At 62.8% G+C, this 15,984-nt stretch carries 15 protein-coding genes and 1 tRNA gene; 5 read left to right on the top strand and 11 right to left on the bottom strand.

All coding sequences use genetic code 11. The features are described from left to right. Positions 1–53: 53 nt before the first annotated feature. Together GGD90_RS10120 and GGD90_RS10125 are read left to right on the top strand one after the other, a co-directional pair. Positions 54–1,328, top strand: coding sequence for an EAL and HDOD domain-containing protein (locus tag GGD90_RS10120; RefSeq protein WP_153116476.1), 1,275 nt, complete (start codon positions 54–56; stop codon positions 1,326–1,328). Between the two features lie 7 nt (positions 1,329–1,335). Beyond that, a complete protein-coding gene (locus GGD90_RS10125) occupies positions 1,336–3,819 on the top strand; it encodes a putative bifunctional diguanylate cyclase/phosphodiesterase (protein WP_184415077.1) in 2,484 nt (827 codons plus the stop codon). Here GGD90_RS10125 and GGD90_RS10130 read toward each other — a convergent pair. From GGD90_RS10130 to GGD90_RS10140, 3 genes are all read right to left on the bottom strand, one after another. Continuing rightward, the gene (locus GGD90_RS10130; RefSeq protein WP_228273706.1) at positions 3,816–4,253 is read right to left on the bottom strand and encodes a GIY-YIG nuclease family protein; all 438 of its coding nucleotides are present in this window, start codon (positions 4,251–4,253) and stop codon (positions 3,816–3,818) included. The two genes, GGD90_RS10125 and GGD90_RS10130, sit on opposite strands and share 4 nt — an antisense overlap. A gap of 91 nt (positions 4,254–4,344) precedes the next feature. Then, complete coding sequence (locus GGD90_RS10135; RefSeq protein ID WP_153116474.1) at positions 4,345–4,977, bottom strand: MBL fold metallo-hydrolase; 633 nt, start codon at positions 4,975–4,977, stop codon at positions 4,345–4,347. 94 nt (positions 4,978–5,071) lie between these two features. Next, positions 5,072–6,247 (bottom strand): benzoate/H(+) symporter BenE family transporter, encoded by a 1,176-nt coding sequence (locus tag GGD90_RS10140; RefSeq protein ID WP_228273705.1) that lies wholly within the window; start codon positions 6,245–6,247, stop codon positions 5,072–5,074. A gap of 103 nt (positions 6,248–6,350) precedes the next feature. On the opposite strand from GGD90_RS10140, the gene GGD90_RS10145 reads away from it, so the two are divergent. Further along, positions 6,351–7,004: a helix-turn-helix domain-containing protein gene (locus tag GGD90_RS10145; protein WP_153116473.1), complete on the top strand. Its 654-nt coding sequence runs from the start codon at positions 6,351–6,353 to the stop codon at positions 7,002–7,004. A gap of 92 nt (positions 7,005–7,096) precedes the next feature. Here the strand turns inward: GGD90_RS10145 and ubiG are convergent, their stop codons facing one another. From ubiG to GGD90_RS10165, 4 genes are all read right to left on the bottom strand, one after another. After that, positions 7,097–7,795: a bifunctional 2-polyprenyl-6-hydroxyphenol methylase/3-demethylubiquinol 3-O-methyltransferase UbiG gene (gene ubiG / locus GGD90_RS10150; protein WP_153116472.1), complete on the bottom strand. Its 699-nt coding sequence runs from the start codon at positions 7,793–7,795 to the stop codon at positions 7,097–7,099. Between the two features lie 82 nt (positions 7,796–7,877). After that, positions 7,878–8,546, bottom strand: coding sequence for an OmpA family protein (locus GGD90_RS10155; RefSeq protein WP_153116471.1), 669 nt, complete (start codon positions 8,544–8,546; stop codon positions 7,878–7,880). A gap of 73 nt (positions 8,547–8,619) precedes the next feature. Next, on the bottom strand, positions 8,620–9,948 hold the full coding sequence (locus tag GGD90_RS10160) for a TRZ/ATZ family hydrolase (protein ID WP_221227726.1): 1,329 nt from the start codon (positions 9,946–9,948) through the stop codon (positions 8,620–8,622). A 51-nt stretch (positions 9,949–9,999) separates the two neighbouring features. Further along, entirely contained in the window at positions 10,000–10,677 is a 678-nt protein-coding gene (locus GGD90_RS10165) for an OmpA family protein (RefSeq protein ID WP_153116469.1), read from the bottom strand. Between the two features lie 263 nt (positions 10,678–10,940). Here GGD90_RS10165 and GGD90_RS10170 point away from each other — a divergent pair. After that, positions 10,941–11,031 (top strand) — tRNA-Ser (locus GGD90_RS10170). A 451-nt stretch (positions 11,032–11,482) separates the two neighbouring features. Here the strand turns inward: GGD90_RS10170 and GGD90_RS10175 are convergent. The 4 genes from GGD90_RS10175 to GGD90_RS10190 all read right to left on the bottom strand — a co-directional run bounded on the left by GGD90_RS10175 (position 11,483) and on the right by GGD90_RS10190 (position 14,551). After that, a complete protein-coding gene (locus GGD90_RS10175; RefSeq protein WP_153116468.1) occupies positions 11,483–13,111 on the bottom strand; it encodes a GIY-YIG nuclease family protein in 1,629 nt (542 codons plus the stop codon). 103 nt (positions 13,112–13,214) lie between these two features. Then, complete coding sequence (locus GGD90_RS10180; protein WP_153116467.1) at positions 13,215–13,688, bottom strand: protein-export chaperone SecB; 474 nt, start codon at positions 13,686–13,688, stop codon at positions 13,215–13,217. Next, a complete protein-coding gene (locus GGD90_RS10185) occupies positions 13,663–14,100 on the bottom strand; it encodes a helix-turn-helix domain-containing protein (RefSeq protein WP_184415079.1) in 438 nt (145 codons plus the stop codon). Before GGD90_RS10185 ends, GGD90_RS10180 begins: the two co-directional genes overlap by 26 nt. Then, complete coding sequence (locus tag GGD90_RS10190; RefSeq protein WP_153116465.1) at positions 14,081–14,551, bottom strand: hypothetical protein; 471 nt, start codon at positions 14,549–14,551, stop codon at positions 14,081–14,083. The genes GGD90_RS10185 and GGD90_RS10190 overlap by 20 nt, the downstream gene beginning before the upstream one ends. Positions 14,552–15,565: 1,014 nt before the next feature. Between GGD90_RS10190 and GGD90_RS10195 the strand changes: the two genes are divergently transcribed. Then, positions 15,566–15,835, top strand: coding sequence for a helix-turn-helix domain-containing protein (locus tag GGD90_RS10195; protein WP_153116464.1), 270 nt, complete (start codon positions 15,566–15,568; stop codon positions 15,833–15,835). Positions 15,836–15,984 lie beyond the last annotated feature (149 nt).

Genomic DNA, 15,984 nt, shown 5'->3' on the forward strand with positions numbered 1-15,984 from the left:
CACCAGAACGACGGCGCCAGAACCCGGCCACGGTTCGGAGCGCCGCTAAGCAGATGAACGAACTATCTCCCGTACCCCGACTGTTTCTGCAAGCGCTGCTTTCACCCGAACACGCGTGGGCGGCAGCCGTTTGCCGCGTCTGGCCAGACGGCGGCAACGCCGCAAGCGGCGCGGCCAACGCGTCGTCCGCGCCGCCGGCAGTTGCCGCGCCGCTCGCTGCACTGGCCGACTCGCTGGGCAGATCCACCGGCATCAAGGCGCTGACGAAAGCCATGCCGCTGTTTTTGCCGGTTACCACAGAAGACCTCGGCGACCCGGCACTGAGCCGTAGCCTGCCGGCGCAGCAAAGCGTTTTCGTCCTTCCCGCGGCAGCGCTGTCGTCGCCGAAAGCAATCGCCAGTTGCGCCGCGCTACGCCAACGCGGCTATCACTGCGGCCTGCGCATCGACCGCAAGGACCTGATCGCACAAGTTCCCGTAGATGCCTTCGACTGGCTGCAACTCGACGCCACTTTTGCGCGCACCGAACTGCCGGTGCTTGAACTGATTCGCGCGCACCAGTCCGGCCTGCAGATGATGGCGACCGGCGTCGGCACGCGCACGCTGGCCGAGTGGCTCAAGGAAAAGCACTTCGCGCTGCATGACGGACGTTTCGTCGCGCTGCTCGACCGGCAGCGCCGGCGTGAGGCCGACATCGCGCGCCTGAAGCTGGTCAAGCTGCTCGGTCTGGTCATCGCCGACGCCGACACGCGCGAGATCGAGGCAATCTTCCGCGAAGAAGCACGCCTGTCGTACAACCTGCTGCGTCTGGTCAATTCGGTCGCCGTCGGCGCGCGGACCAAGATCGTCAGTTTCCGCCAGGCGATCGACGTGCTCGGCCGGCGCCAACTCAAGCGCTGGCTGCAACTGCTCATTTACGCCAACCCGATCGGCAACGGCGAACCCAATCCCTTGCTGACGCTGGCCGCGGCGCGCGGCCGCGCGCTCGAAGCGATGTGCGAAAAGCTGCCGGCTCCCGAAGGCATCGAAAACCTCAGCGACGCAGCCTTCACCGTCGGCATCTTCTCGCTACTCGACGTGCTGCTCAATCTGCCACTGGCGGAAATCACCGCTGCCCTGCCGCTGCACGAATCGATCAGCGCAGCACTGGTCGAGCGTCGCGGCATGCTCGGTGAACTGCTTGCCGCGCAGATCGCCAGCGAATCCGGCCATGACCAGCTTGCCGCGGCAGCGCTCGACCGCCTCGGCATTGCGCCGGCCCTGCATCTCGACGCCCAGGCGACGGCCGTGCATTGGGCAGCAGAAATCGCGCGTCAGCCGCTGGAATAATCGAGGCATGTCACCCGAGTCCAGCGCCATCCTCAGTCCGGGTATCGACGCCGGGCCCGGGGATTTCGAACTGGCCGGGCAGTTGTATTCGGCGGTGCTTTATCGCGACAGCGGCGTCTGCGCCGATTCGATCGCCGCCCTGTTCCGCTGCGCCGTCGGCAGTCCGCAAGCGCTGTTCTGCGCCGACGGGCTGCCGGCCACACTGCCCGCGCCCTGGTTTGAACTGTTCGCCGACGCCGCGCGCTGCGGCACGCTGACGCGCCGACGAGGCGTCGCCGCCGACAGCGAATATCTGGCGCTGGCGCTGGTTTTCGGCGAGGAAACGCTGGGCTTCATCGGCGTCGGCCAACACGGAATTTACGCCACCGGTGCACTGCGCCGCTTTGCCGACTTCGCCTCGCTGCTCGCTGGCCTGCTGCACTCGCGGCGCGCCTACGACCAGCGCGTCGCGGCGCTGACGCACAGCGAAATCGAGCTTCGCCGCCAGTCGCAGATGCTGGCGCAGATCCGCGATTCGGTAATCACCATGGACAGCGCCGGTCATATCACCGGCTGGAACGCCGGTGCCGAACGCATGTTCGGCTATGCCACCGACGAAGTGCTTGGTCAGCACCTGCTGCTGCTCTACGCCGACGAAGCGGAAGACGACCATGCCTTCAACCTGTGCTTCGCAAACGGCAGCCACGAGATGACCGTCCGCCGCCGGCGGAAATCGGGCGAGATCTTCTGGGCCAGCGTCTCGCTGTCGCTGGCCCGCGATGAAAACGGCAACGCCTGCGGCATGATAGGCTATGTTATTGATATATCTGGACAACTTGCCGCAGAAGAGGAATTGCGCCTGCACGCGCGCATTTTCGAACAGAACAGCGAAGCGATCATTGTCACCGACGCTGTCGGCGCCGTTGTTTCGGTCAACCAGGCGTTTACGCGCCTGACCGGTTTCGCCGCGGACCGCATTGGCGGCCGGCCGATCGCCGAGCTGCTGGCGGCCGAAGACGCACTCCGTTCGGCCGCCATCGCGAGGCACGTCGGCGGTGGCGAGGTCTGGCGTGGCGAGTTGCAGATACGCAAAAGCGATGGCAGCAGCTTTCCCGGCTGCGTCTCGATCAGCTCGACCGCCGCTGCCGACCCGGACAGCCGCCACCTGTGCGTTGTCTTTTCCGACATCAGCGAGCGGCGCGCAGCGGCACGCGAAATCGAGCGTCTGGCCTTTTTCGATGCCACCACCGGCTTGCCCAACCGCACGTTGTTCTTCACCCTGCTGCAGCAGACGCTCGCCAATGCCAGACGCGGCCAGGCGCACGGCGCCGTGCTGCTGCTCAACCTCGATCGTTTCAAGAACATCAACGACTCGTTCGGCCATGCCGCCGCCGATGCGCTGTTGCGCAAAGTCAGCCGCCGGCTGAGCGTGTGCCTGCGCGAGGAAGATGTCGTCGCGCGCCTCGGTGGCGACGAATTCGTCATCCTGCTGCCGAGCATTGCGCGCCGCGAACACGCCGGCCACGTCGCACAGAAACTGCTGGCAGCCATTGGCGAAGCCTTTCAGCTCGAACAACACGAAATTCTGCTCTCGGCGAGCATCGGCATCAGCATCTTCCCGGAAGACGAGAGCGACAGCGAAGCGCTGCTCAACTGCGCCGACGTGGCGATGCATCGCGCCAAGCGCGCTGGCAACGGCATTCACGTCTTCTACTCGCAGGAGATGAACCAGCGCTCGCTCGAACTGCTCAAGCTGGAAAGTGATCTGCGTCGTGCCGTCGAACGCAACGAACTCAGCCTGCATTTCCAGCCACAGCTGGCGCTGGCAAACGGCAGCATCCGCGGCGCCGAGGTACTGCTGCGCTGGAACCGTCCTGGCGTCGGGCCGGTGTCGCCGGCGCAGTTCATCCCGGTCGCTGAAGAAACGGGACTGATCGCCAGCATCGGCGAATGGGTGATCGACGCCACCTGCCGGCAGATCGCCGCCTGGCGCGCCGCCGGTCTGCCGCAGGTGCGCTTTGCGGTCAATCTTTCGGCACGCCAGTTCAGCGCCAATCTGCCGCAGGCCATCCTCAACACACTGGCGCGGTACGCGGTGCCGGCCGACGCGCTTGAACTGGAAATCACTGAAAGCATGCTGATGAGCGGCACCGAAGAGGTGCTGGTGATGATGCAGGAACTCGGCGACGCCGGCATCCATCTCTCGCTCGACGATTTCGGCACCGGCTACTCGAGCCTGTCTTACCTGAAGCGCCTGCCGATCGACACGCTGAAGATCGACCGCTCCTTCGTCCATGGCATTCCCGACGACGCCGACAATTCGGCGATCGCCCGCGCCATCATCGGACTGGCCAAGAACCTGCGTCTGACGGTGATCGCCGAGGGCGTCGAGACGGTCGAGCAGCTGGCTTTTCTGGAAGCCGCCGGCTGCGACGAGATCCAGGGCTTCTACTTCAGCCGGCCGCTACCCGCCGACGAATTCGCCGCACTGCTGCGCCGGCACAGCGTTTAAGGCAAGGCCGCGGCACCGATGCGCTTGAGGTGGCTGCCGCAAGCCGCGCGACAGTCGCTGGCGCCAAAGCCGGCGACGACGATCTCGCCGGCGGTCTGCCGATTGACCTCGCACTCGGGCAGCGTCAGCCGATGCACGTCGACGATGCGCACGCCCGGCGCCGACAGCAGATAGTCGATATGCCAGCGCAGCCGCTTCTCGCGCGACAGGTGGCGGCGGATACGCGCCTCGAAGGCACGCCGCGCGCTGCCGGTATAGCAATAGCGGCCGGCCGGAAAATCGAAGCTGCCAAAACGGCCGACGGCGATGCGCGCCGGCGCTGGCAGGTCGAAGATGATCTGGTAGGTGCAGAAAGCCTGCTCCGGCAGCGTCGCCTCTGGCGTGGCCGGCGACGCTGCGGGCAGCGAGTGCGCAGCGCCCGTTTTCCTAGCCAACGCCGGCTTTGTCTGCCCGGGCTTCATCCGCTGCGGTGACAACTGGCGCCCCGCAGCGGCGCGCGGCTTTTCCGCCTTGCCGCCCGCCACCTCAGTCGCCGCAGTAGGGGTTGCTGGCGCGCTCGTCGCCGAAGGTCGACATCGGCCCGTGCCCCGGGATGAAAGCGACGTCGTCGCCGAGCGGCCACAGGCGCTCGCGGATCGACGCGAGCAGCGTGTCGAGATCGCCACGCGGGAAATCGGTGCGCCCGATTGAACCGGCGAAGAGCACGTCACCGACCAGTGCCAGCCGCGACGGCCGGTGAAAGAAGACGACATGGCCCGGCGTGTGTCCGGGGCAGTGCAGCACTTCCAGCGAGACAGCGCCGAAGCAGACCACGTCACCCTGCTCGAGCCAGCGGTCCGGAGTGAAGGCACGCACGTCGGGAAAGCCGAACATCTTGCTCTGCTGCGGCATGCCGTCGATCCAGAACTGGTCCTCGCGCTGCGGCCCTTCGATCGGCAGCGACAGGCGCTCGGCGAGCGCGGCGACGCCGCCGGCATGGTCGATATGGCCGTGCGTGACGAGGATCTTCTCCAGCGTCGCGCCGGCTTTGGCGGCGACAGCGAGAATCTGCTCGATATCGCCGCCCGGATCGACGACCGCCGCCCGCTTCGTTTTTTCGCAGACAAGCAGCGTGCAGTTCTGCTGGAAAGGCGTCACGGGAATGATTCGATATTGCATGGACAAATCTACCGGAAAGTTGATCCGCGGATTGTACCGGCAAGCGCCGCCACTGCCCGTGGCCGCAGGCACGGCGGCGCTGTTGCTGTGCGTTTCAGCCCGCTGCGCGGCGGCGGCTGACGAAGGCCGTCAGCAGACCGAAGAGCAGGCCCCAGAAGGCGCTGCCGACGCCGAACAGCGCAATGCCTGAGGCAGTGACGAGGAAAGTGACCAGCGCCGCGTCGCGCTCGCCTTCGTCGGCCAACGCCGCCGCCAGGCTGTTGCCGATCGTACCGAGCAGCGCCAGTCCGGCGATGGCCATCACCAGCGCGTGCGGGAAGGCGGCAAACAGGCTGGCGACGGTGGCGCCGAACAGGCCGCTGACGAGGTAGAAAACGCCGGCCCACACCGCCGCCCGGTAGCGCCGCGCCGGGTCGGCGTCAGCGTCGCGGCTCATGCAGATCGCCGCGGTGATCGCCGCCAGGTTGAAGGAAAAACCGCCGAAGGGCGCGAGCAGCACGCCGGTCAGTCCGGTCCAGCCGATCAGCGGCGACGCCGGCGTCGCATAGCCATTGACGCGCAGTACGGCGAGGCCCGGTACGTTCTGCGAAGCCATGGTGACGATGAACAGCGGCAGGCCGACGCCGATCAGCGCCGGCAGCGAAAACACCGGCGTCGTAAAGACCGGCACCGCCCAGTCAACCTTGACACGATCGAGGTAGATGGCGCCCTGCCCGGCCGCGATGAAGAGGCCAAGCAACAAGGTCAGCGGCACCGCGTAGCGCGGCAGCAGACGGCGCGCGACGATGAAACAGAGCAGCATCGGCGCGATCAATGCCGCGTTCGCCGGCAAAGCCGTAAAGACCTCGATGCCGAAGCGCAGCAGCACGCCGGCAAGCATCGCCGCGGCCAGCGTTTTCGGCACGTGGCGCATGATGCGCTCGAAAGCGCCACTGAAACCGGCCAGCGCCAGCAGCACCGAGGCAAACAGGAAAGCACCGATCGCCTCGGCCATCGGCACGCCGTCGAGGCCGGTCACCAGCAGCGCGGCGCCCGGCGTCGACCAGGCGGTGAGGATCGGACTGCGAAAGCGCAGCGAGAGGCCGATGCAGGTCAGCCCCATGCCGACGCCGAGCGCCCAGAACCACGACGCGGTCTCCTGCGGTGTCGCCCCGGCAGCCGCTGCTGCCTGGAAGATGATCGCTGCCGAACTGGTATAGCCGACGAGCACCGCGACGAAGCCGGCGAGCACGTGCGACAGAGAAAACCACGCTGTCAGGGATTTGCTCACCACAGCACCTTTCTGTTGTAATCCGGACGTGCGCTTTAGCGCACAAAGCGAACCTTAACAGACGTGCGCCATAACGCACAAGAACCTCAGCGGAGTCAACGCCATGGCAGCGCCGACCTCTCCCTCTCCCGCCGCCGACCCGCAGGCCTTGAACCGGCATCTGGCGGCACAGTTGCGCGCGCTGCGCTGCGCGCGCAACTGGAGTCTCGACCGCGCGGCCAGCGAAACCGGCGTCAGCAAGGCCATGCTCGGCCAGATCGAGCGCGGCGAATCAAGCCCGACCGTCGCTACCCTGTGGAAAATCGCCAGCGGTTTGCAGTGTCCGCTGTCGGCGTTCCTCGTTGCTCCGCCGACGCAATCCGACGCGGCGCTGTTCCGCAGCGCCGATGCCTTGCGCGAGAAACCCGCCAGCGACGACATGCTGGTGGCGCCGCTTTTTCCCTACGAGCCGCGCTTTGCCTTCGAATGGCTGGAACTGACGCTGCTGCCGGGCTACGTACGCCATTCCGAAGCACATGCAGCGGGCGTCACCGAGCATGTATTACTGATCAGCGGATCGATGGAAGTGCTGGTCGACGGGGACTGGCTGTTGCTGCGCGAAGGCGAAGCCGTGCGCTTTGCCGGCGACCGTGCGCACGGCTATCGCAACCTTGGCGCGACGGCAGCGGTCTGCCACAACCTGATCCACTATGCCGGCGAAGTCGCCAGCCTGTCACCAGTGCTCGACAGAGGCCGTCACGAAAGCGAAGGAGGCTAGCTGGCAGCCCGGACGGACAGCACTCGGCGCAGCCGTCATGAACGCCTGCCAGCAGCCGCTGCCGCCTCGCAGCAGCACGGCAATTGGCGGTTTCAGCTCTCGCGCAGCGTGTGCATCAGGTAATTGACGCTCGTGTCGCTACCCAGCCAGTACTGCTTCGACAGCGGGTTGTAGCTCATGCCGATGACCGCCTGCGGCGGCAGGCCGACGCTCTTCGCCCAGCGCGCCAGATCGGAAGGCTTGATGAACTTGGCGTAATCGTGCGTGCCCTTCGGCAGCATCTTCAGCACGTACTCGGCACCGATCACCGCGAACAGATAGGCCTTCGGGTTGCGGTTGATCGTCGAAAAAAAGACGTGACCACCCGGCTTGACCAGCGCCACACAGGCGGCAACGACGCTGCCCGGATTGGGAACGTGCTCAAGCATTTCCATGCAGGTGACGACGTCGAACTCGCCGGGCGCTTCGGCCGCGAGTTCTTCGGCCGAAACCTTGCGGTAATCGACGGCAGCGCCGCTTTCCAGCAGATGCAGGCGCGCGACGGCGAGTGCCTTGTCCGACAGGTCGATACCGGTCACGCGGGCGCCCTTGCCAGCCATCCCCTCGGAGAGGATGCCACCACCACAGCCGATATCGAGAACGCGCTTGCCGGCGAGGCCGGCAAGGCCGTCAATCCACTCAAGGCGCAAGGGATTGATCTCGTGCAGCGGACGGAATTCGCTGGTGGGGTCCCACCAGCGGTGCGCGAGCTGGCTGAATTTGTCGAGTTCACTGGGGTCGGCGTTGATCATTTTCGTCTGCATCTTCTGACAATGGGCTGGGGAACAAAAAAGCCCTGCCGAAGCAGGGCTTTTCAGTTCGACGGCTTCGGTATTACTTGGTTCCGATAACCTCGATTTCGACGCGACGGTCAGGCTGCAGGCAAGCAACAACCTTCGCGCTCTTGCCGCCCTTGCACTGATCGGCCTTGGTGACGGGCTGCTTCTTGCCCTTGCCTTCGGTGTAAACACGGTTGGCTTCAACACCCTTGCTCACCAGATATTCCTTGACCGCGGCAGCGCGCTTCTCGGACAGCTTCTGGTTGTAGGCGTCGGAACCGAAGCGGTCGGCGTGACCGACAGCGATGATCACTTCCAGCTTGATCTTGCCAACCTTGCCGGCGAGTTCGTCGAGCTTGGCCTTGCCTTCGGGACGCAGAACAGCCTTGTCGAAGTCGAACAGCGCGTCGGCGGAGAGGGTGATCTTCTCGCCAGCCGGCTTCACGCCAGCAGCCTTGTCAGCGACGGTGGCGCTCTTCGGTGCGCACTTTTCAGCGGGCAGCAGATCCTTGTCGCAAGCGCAGCCTGCGGGATCGGTCGCGGCAGCGGCCGGCGTCCAGTAGCCGGTACGCCAGCAGAGGCCAAAGCCACTGGTGGCGACTTCATTGCGGGAATCAATCACATAGACCCGGTCAGCAGCGGTTTGAGCCTGGGCAACGGAAGCGCTCAGGCCGATCACTGCGCTAATCGCAGCAACCAGAGTGTGTTTGGCAATCATGTTCATTGGAGAATCCTCGTTGTTAGTAGTCAGCGGAAGCGACCCGCGCAAACTTTTGCGCTTCTTTTACGTTACACCTTCACGTTACATCGCGCGGACAAATTTTATTCTGCCACAAAGCAGCAAGCTTGATCAATTCGGATTCGTCAATTCCCAGCAATAGCCGCTGTTCGACGCGTGCCTGACCATCGACCCAGACATCGGAAACATGCTCACGTCCCGCAACATAAACCAGATGGGATACCGGATCGAAACACGGCGAAAGGGCAAGGTCGTCGAAAGCGACAGCGCACAGATCGGCGGCTTTGCCCGGCAGCAGCGAACCGGTTTTCGCATCGAGTCCGAGCGCACGCGCACCGCCCAGCGTCGCCATGTGCAGGGCCTGATGTGCGCCGAGAACATCGGCACGGCCGCTGACGCCCTTGGCCAGCAGCGCCGCCAGCCGCATTTCCTGGAAGAGATCAAGGCGGTTGTTACTGGCGGCACCGTCAGTTCCCAGCCCGACATTGACGCCGGCGTGCAGAAGCTCGCTGACCGGCGCGATGCCGCTGGCCAGCTTCAGATTGGACGTCGGACAATGCGCGAGCGAGCAGCCGTGCGCCGCGAGTAGCGCGATTTCGTCGCCTGTCAGGTGAACGGCATGCACACCGATCAGGCCGGGACTGAGCAATCCCAAGCGATGCAGCCGCGCCAGCGGGCGTACGCCATGCACCTTGATGCTCTCCTCGATCTCGTGCGCGGTTTCATGGATGTGCACGTGGATCGGCGCGTCGATCTGCTCGGCCAGCGTCAGCACGCGGGCGAAGTTGCGATCACCGACGGTGTAGGGGGCGTGCGGTGCCAGACAGAAAGAAATGAGCGGCTCGTCGCGCAAGGCGTCACGTGCCGCCAGACCCTTGAGCAGATAATCGTCCGGGTCGGCGGCGTAGGGGGTCGGAAAATCGAAACTGACGATGCCGATCGCCGCACGGATTCCCGCGGCGACGGCCGCATCGGCTGCCGCCTTCGGATAGAAATACATGTCGTTGAAGCAGGTGATGCCGCCACGCAACATCTCGGCTGCGGCAAGGCGCGTGCCGTCGTACACGAACTGCGCCGAGACGTGCCTGCCCTCCGCCGGCCAGATGTGGTTTTCCAGCCACTCGCGCAAGGGCAGATCGTCGGCGAGGCCACGCAAAAGACTCATCGCCGCGTGCGTATGCAGATTGATCAAGCCGGGAATGAGCACGTGGCGGTCAAGACGGCGATGCACACGCGGCGTAAACGCTTCGGCAGCGGCGGCCCGCGGCATCAGCGCGACGATTTTCCCGGCGTCGATCGCGACGGCATGGTTTTCGAGGACGACTCCGACCGGTTCGACGGGAACGATCCAGCGCGCATCGATAAGCAGATCTATATTCATGAGCATTCATCGGAAAACAAAAAACCCCGCCGCAGCGGGGTTGCTGCGACGCAGCGCTTACTTTGCCGGCCCCTTGACCTCAACCACCGTGCGCCGATTCGGCGCCAGGCATTCGATCAGTTGCTTGCGCGGCAGACTGTCATTGCACGAGACGCCGGGAACCGGCTGCGTCTTGCCAGCGCCCATCGTATCGACGACATCTTCCTTGACGCCCTGCTTGAGCAGATAGCGCTTGACCACGTCGGCACGCTTTTCCGAGAGCTTCTGGTTGTAGGTCTGGTCGCCGAGGCGATCGGTATGACCGGTGATCACCACCAGGCTCACATCAGCACACGTCGCGAGCTTGCCGACGACATCACGGTCCAACGCTGCCATTGCCGCCGGACGCAGCACCGCCTTGTTGAACTCGAACAACTGGTCATCCTTCAGCGCGACGGTGAAATCGCACTTCTTCGCTGCGGCAACGGCTGGCGCAGCCGGCGCCGCCTTGGCCGCGGCGGGTTCACACACGCCCTTCGGCGTCAGGTCGCGGTCGCAGGCACAGCCAGCCGGATCATTGGCGGCCGCCGCTGGCGTCCAGTAACCGGTACGCCAGCACAGACCAAAACCGCTGGTGGCCACTTCGTTACGGCTATCGACCGCGTAAACGCGATCGACGGCGGTCTGCGCGATCGCCGAACCGGCAAGGACAAAACCGGCGGCAAGCAGCAAGGATGCAAGAATTCTGTTGTTCAAGGTACTCCTCCTGGGGATTCTGTCTGGCTGTTATGAATTATTAGTCCCGATCGGACGCAAACGCCCGTCGCCGAACGATTTAAACATATCCCATGACGAATTTTCAACCACGCTCGCGACCAGCCGGAAAGCGGGCAAATGCCGTATCCGCAAGGATTGCCGGCCGCCAGAGAAAACGCGCCTATCAGCTCATCCGTCAGCCACAACGGGGACAGCAAGCGCTTTGACGGCCGCACCTGTTCTGCTAGAATCCGGCCTCTCGCGGAGAGATGGATGAGTGGTTTAAGTCGCACGCCTGGAAAGCGTGTTCAGGATAATATCCTGACGGGGGTTCGAATCCCCCTCTCTCCGCCAAGAACACTAAAAAGTCCTTGAATAAAAAGGGATTTTTTTGCGTCACCATCTCCGGCCTACAATACAGCCTACAACAAGGCTCTGGTTCAGGCCGGCACTCACCTAGAAGCTGCCCCAAGTTGCATCGAGCGCCCGGGAGTGCGGCCGTGCGCTTCTAGGCTTTCTAGCGAATCGATTCCTTCTTCGCTCCACGCCACGCCCATGGCGGCGTCGGATTAGGATCGCGCCACAGTCCTCTCTGAGCAATCTGCGCCTCATGCTCGGCCAGTTCGTACTGTGTGCGCTTTGACGGTTCCTGCTCGTGACGGCAGCAACGATGGCCGCTTGCATGATTGGCATGGAGATACCCGTCGGCCTTTCGCCCCTGTGCGTTTTTGGTTGTTGAAAATGCGATGGGAAGAAAAACCCGCCGGCTTTTCGGGCGGCGGGTCGGGTGGGTTGGGACGTTTCCTTACGCGGTGACTTCTTCTTCCTCTGGCGTATCGGTCTCGATCTTCTCCTGGCGCTCTTCCCACTCTTCGGCGATCTGCGGGTTCTCCAGTATCTGCTGCTCAATGCGCAGCGTCTCGCGGTATTGCCGCACCTCGGCCGCCATGGTCCATTGCGCCTCGACGCCGAGCGTGGTGACTTCGCTGCGGATCTTGCCCAGATCCACGCGGAAGAACTCCTTGCGTGGATTGACCTTGTTCATCTGGCGCCGACGGAAATGGCGGTGCAGGGCGTGTTCGAGCGCTGGCGCGTCGTCGCTGTAGATCATGGCGTGGATGTCGAACTCGAACGGCACGCTGGCATCGCCCAGCTCGCGTACCCGGTCGACGGGTTCGAGTCGGCGCGTCATGCCGATCTTGAAAACGTCTTCGCCGAAGGAGCCGATGTTGGAGATGATGTACACGTGGCCGGCGCGGGTCTGCTGCGCCATCGATAGCGCGCGCTGGTTCTTTTCCTCGGCCGCCGCCAGCTTTGCCTCCATGTCGCGCAGCTTTGCCTCGAATTCGGCCCGCTGGGCGTCGGTTGCAATGGCGACCTGCTGCTGCAGCTTCTCCATCGCCTTGCGGATGGTTTCTTCCTCGCGCGCCGCCTCCTTGATGGCACGCTCATACTCGCGGCGGGCCTTTTCTTCCTCGCGCATCTGTTCGCGCAGGGCACGCTGCTCCTCGCGCTCCTGCTCCTTCAGCGCATTGGCGGTGGCGGCCCACTTCAGCTCTTCGAGGCGGACATCGAGGTACTCCTCGGTGATGCGCGCGTTGCGGAAGGCGGCGCCGTTGAAGTTGACGAGCGCGTAGGCGTCGCGGATCTCCTGCTCGAGCTTGCCGTGGTTGTCGGCCTTGCTGCGCGACAGGATCGAATCGACCTTGCCATTGAAGGCGTCGACCGCGAAGCGGATGGCGGTTTCCTTGCGGTTCTCTTCGACGTACTCGCAGGTGGCGGCGCGACTGGCTTTGACCATGGCCCGGCTGGTATCTCGGGCTTGCTTGAGCCGTTGCCCTGCCTCGGTGTAGCCAAACTCCTCCGCCAGGTCGTCGAGCAGGTTGTAGGTGGGGACGATGTAGGCGTCGCCGTAGCCCTCGATGATGTTCTTCATCGCCTGGGCAGTGTCGGCGAACTCCTTGGCGCGGTTCATGGCGCCGTAGGCCTCGCCAGCGATTTCTTCTGCCCGCCGCTTCGCGGCTTCGATGATTCGCGCGGCTTCGAAGGCGGCGGCCTGCAGGCGTGCTTCGCTCTGCTCGAGCTTGGCACGTGCTGCCTGGTTGGCCTCCTTGCGTTCGCGCTCGGCGTCCAGCTTCGCCTGTGCGAGCGTGTCGTTGGCCTCGCCGAGGATGTCCTGCGCCTTCGCGTCGGCATCGAGGATGCCTTCGTATTTGGAGAGGGTGGCGATGCGCTTCTCAAGAGATTCTATTTGCTCGAACAGGCGGCGCTGCACCTGATTGTGCAAGGCTTCCGCCTGATTGCGCTTGGCCGCGCTTTCCTGGGCAGCTTTGCCGGACGCCTCCTTTGCCGCAGCGAGAGCGGCTTCGACCTTGCGCTTCTTGAACCAGAGCACGAACACCGCGACGAGCGCGACAATGAGTAGCAGCTCCATGGCACCTCCCTTTTTTGGAAAATGTCATGGTAATAAAAAACCCGCCGGGAAAGCGGGTTTCGTGGACTTGTTGCCCTCGATGGTGTTGATTATGTCGGCGTTCTTATTTCTGTTCTGATGCCACGGCAGCCGTTGCCTCTTGGCATTCTGGCTCAAGTGACCGAAAGTCCAGACTGGGAAGGAGCATCGGACCATAGTTGAGTCGAGCGGTAAGAGTCATCAACTGGTCACGGATGGCGCCGTAGAGCAAACCTGCTCCATTTATCACGACGATTCGCTTCATCGTATCCCCGTCTTCTTCGCCGATATACTCGAAGACGCCCTCGGTTGTTGCCGAGAATTCATAGGGGAAATTCGAGTCCTCTTTGGGCTCTCCCGATACTCCAACGCGCAGCGCGAAGTTTTTGTCACCTTCCATTTCGCCCAGCTCGATGTCGGTACGGAAGTTCACCTTGTCATCGATGATGGGGTAAAGGCCTTCCACTCTTTCCAGTGAGGAAAGGTCAACGCCGACTCGCGACGCCACCGAAACAGAAGTGAAGTGATAGTGCTTAAGCTGCAGCGGCGAGAGTGTCATTGCTCAGGGTCCAAGTCGATTTCTTGAGATTGGCGCCGCAGGTCACTTGCTTTCTCTGGACCTGAGCGGCATGCCAACTCCTTCTGTGCACCAGTATTGCCGTTTCCAGAAGAGCCTTCGCTTGGGCGGCCTGTCCAAGAGCTTCATTGCGCAAGCGCAGCACGTCTGTCGAGTAGCTGCGGCGCTCCCAAGCCTGCAATGCGCGCTGATCGTCAGCATTGCGGAAAACGATGTCAAATTCCTTGCCCAGCGCGTCGCAAATTTTTCCGATGGATTCCAAGGTCAGATTGGCGCTCCCGGAGAGCTGGCGCGAGAGTCCGGCCGGAGACATGCCGATTGACTTTGCTACCTCTTTTTGGCTCACGCCTTTTTCCGCAATGAGAATCCGCAGGTCAGCAGAGACGGCGGCCATCCTGGCTTTTTTTCTGTACTCGGGATTCTCCCGCGCCTTTCGGAAAAAGCTTTTCAAGCGTTCGCTCATGATCGTCATCCCCAATTATCTTTAGGTTGCCGGCTTCCCGACTGTTTACGAATTCCTGCATGACTTGGCGCGCGGCTTCGCGGTCAGAGTCCTTGATCTTCCTGCTTGTCTTCGGCATTGCATGCGACAGGATCAGAACCTTCTTCCCTCCGCCGTAACACCATAACAAGCGCATTTGCCCGTGGCTGAACTGCCACAGTTTTTCAGTCCGGGTCTCGCCCGTTGGGTAGGTGATTTGGATGTCTCCGACATCGTGGAGACTGCCCCTGTCTTGAATCAGTTCCCTCCATGGCTTGCCCGTGGCGGCCAACCGAGTGATGGTTCTTAACTGATGATCGAAGGCGGTGATTAGGTTGTCGCCAAGTGCATCGATGGCGTTCAACAGCGGTCCATTGTTGCCTTCCGGATCGCTGCAAACTGTCAGCAATCTCCAGGCGCAGTCGGGAGGCGGTGGCTCATCCTCATGCTCCATCGGCAACAAGTAAAGCATTATTAACCTATAAGTTAATTGCGTGTGGGATTATACGGAAAGATGGGCTGTTGTACAGGGGTAAATGTGTATCCGCGCGACAACTAGAAGTCAGCTCCGCACCACACCCGGATCACCCGGCCGAGCCGGCTGGTGAACATCTGGACCATTGCCTACGATGATGCCGATGTGATTTTATCACGCTCTAATCAGCATGATTGCCAGCTCTTCCTTGGCACTAGGGAGGGCAAATTCACGCTGGCACCGCCACGAGCGCGCGTCAGACTGACGCCGAACTCGGCGGCGGGAAGAGCTTGAACGCACGCTGTCGCAGAAGGTGATGCGCTGACCTAGATCCTGCCTTCTAGGCGCTGCAGCAACAGCGAGGGATCCCCACGGCAGAAAGCGATCCGGCTGCCGTCATGCACTTAATGGGCGGAAACAGAAAGGCCGGTGGCAGGACTCGAACCTGCATCCATCAGCACAGCGGGGAGGTGGTGGCCGCTCCTATCTTTGAACGACGGACACCTCTCCGGTCTTGACGACGGCCTAACCATTACCCATCGGCGGACAGCCGGCCACCGGCCGACAATATGCCTTCATCCTTGATCTGAAGGCAAGTTGAGCTCAGACTTCCGAGCGTCTGTGACGACGCATGGAAATTTTCGGAGATGCCATGCGGCCCGTCTTCCCGCAAGGGCAATCGGTGCAATGGAGGGACTTCCGGCCGCCCGTCACAGACCAGCGCTCAGTGACCACAGAGCGCCAGCAAAAGCCATGGTCGCAGAAGATGTCCAGCCGGTTTATCCGTATTCACGTTTCGCCATTGCCGCCGCTCGCCACCGCCACTACTCGACGAGCGGCTGCCAAGTGCTCAGTTCGACTTCCGTCCCTTCATTGCCAGCAGCGTCATTCAGGAGTGCCTGCATGAGCATCGAAGCCGAATTCCTGTCAATAGATCAGGTCGCTAGCCTCTTGCGCTGCGACAAAGACAGCGTCGCAGAGCATCTGACCAGCGGCGAGTTGCCCGGGCTGAAATTCGGACGGGGATGGGTTGTTCCGGCTGCGGCGCTCATTGCTCGCGTCAATGAACTGGCGGTCGCCGCAGCAGCAGATCGGCGCCGTTCCTTATCTCCCGCGGCCGAAGTGCCAGCGCAAAAAAAGAGAGGCCGCCCCAGGTTCAGGCTTCCGAATTAACGCAATCCCGAGGCATCGCATAGTCATCGCGGCTCGGCACCTCTATCAGCAGAGCGACGTCCCCCCCGAATTGAGTAGCGCGTGACTTTAGAGTCCAATCCACGACGACAAGGAGATTGGACATGAAGAAGCGCTTTACCGAAGAACAG

The organism is Rhodocyclus tenuis (genome assembly GCF_014197755.1).
Taxonomy (GTDB): domain Bacteria; phylum Pseudomonadota; class Gammaproteobacteria; order Burkholderiales; family Rhodocyclaceae; genus Rhodocyclus; species Rhodocyclus tenuis.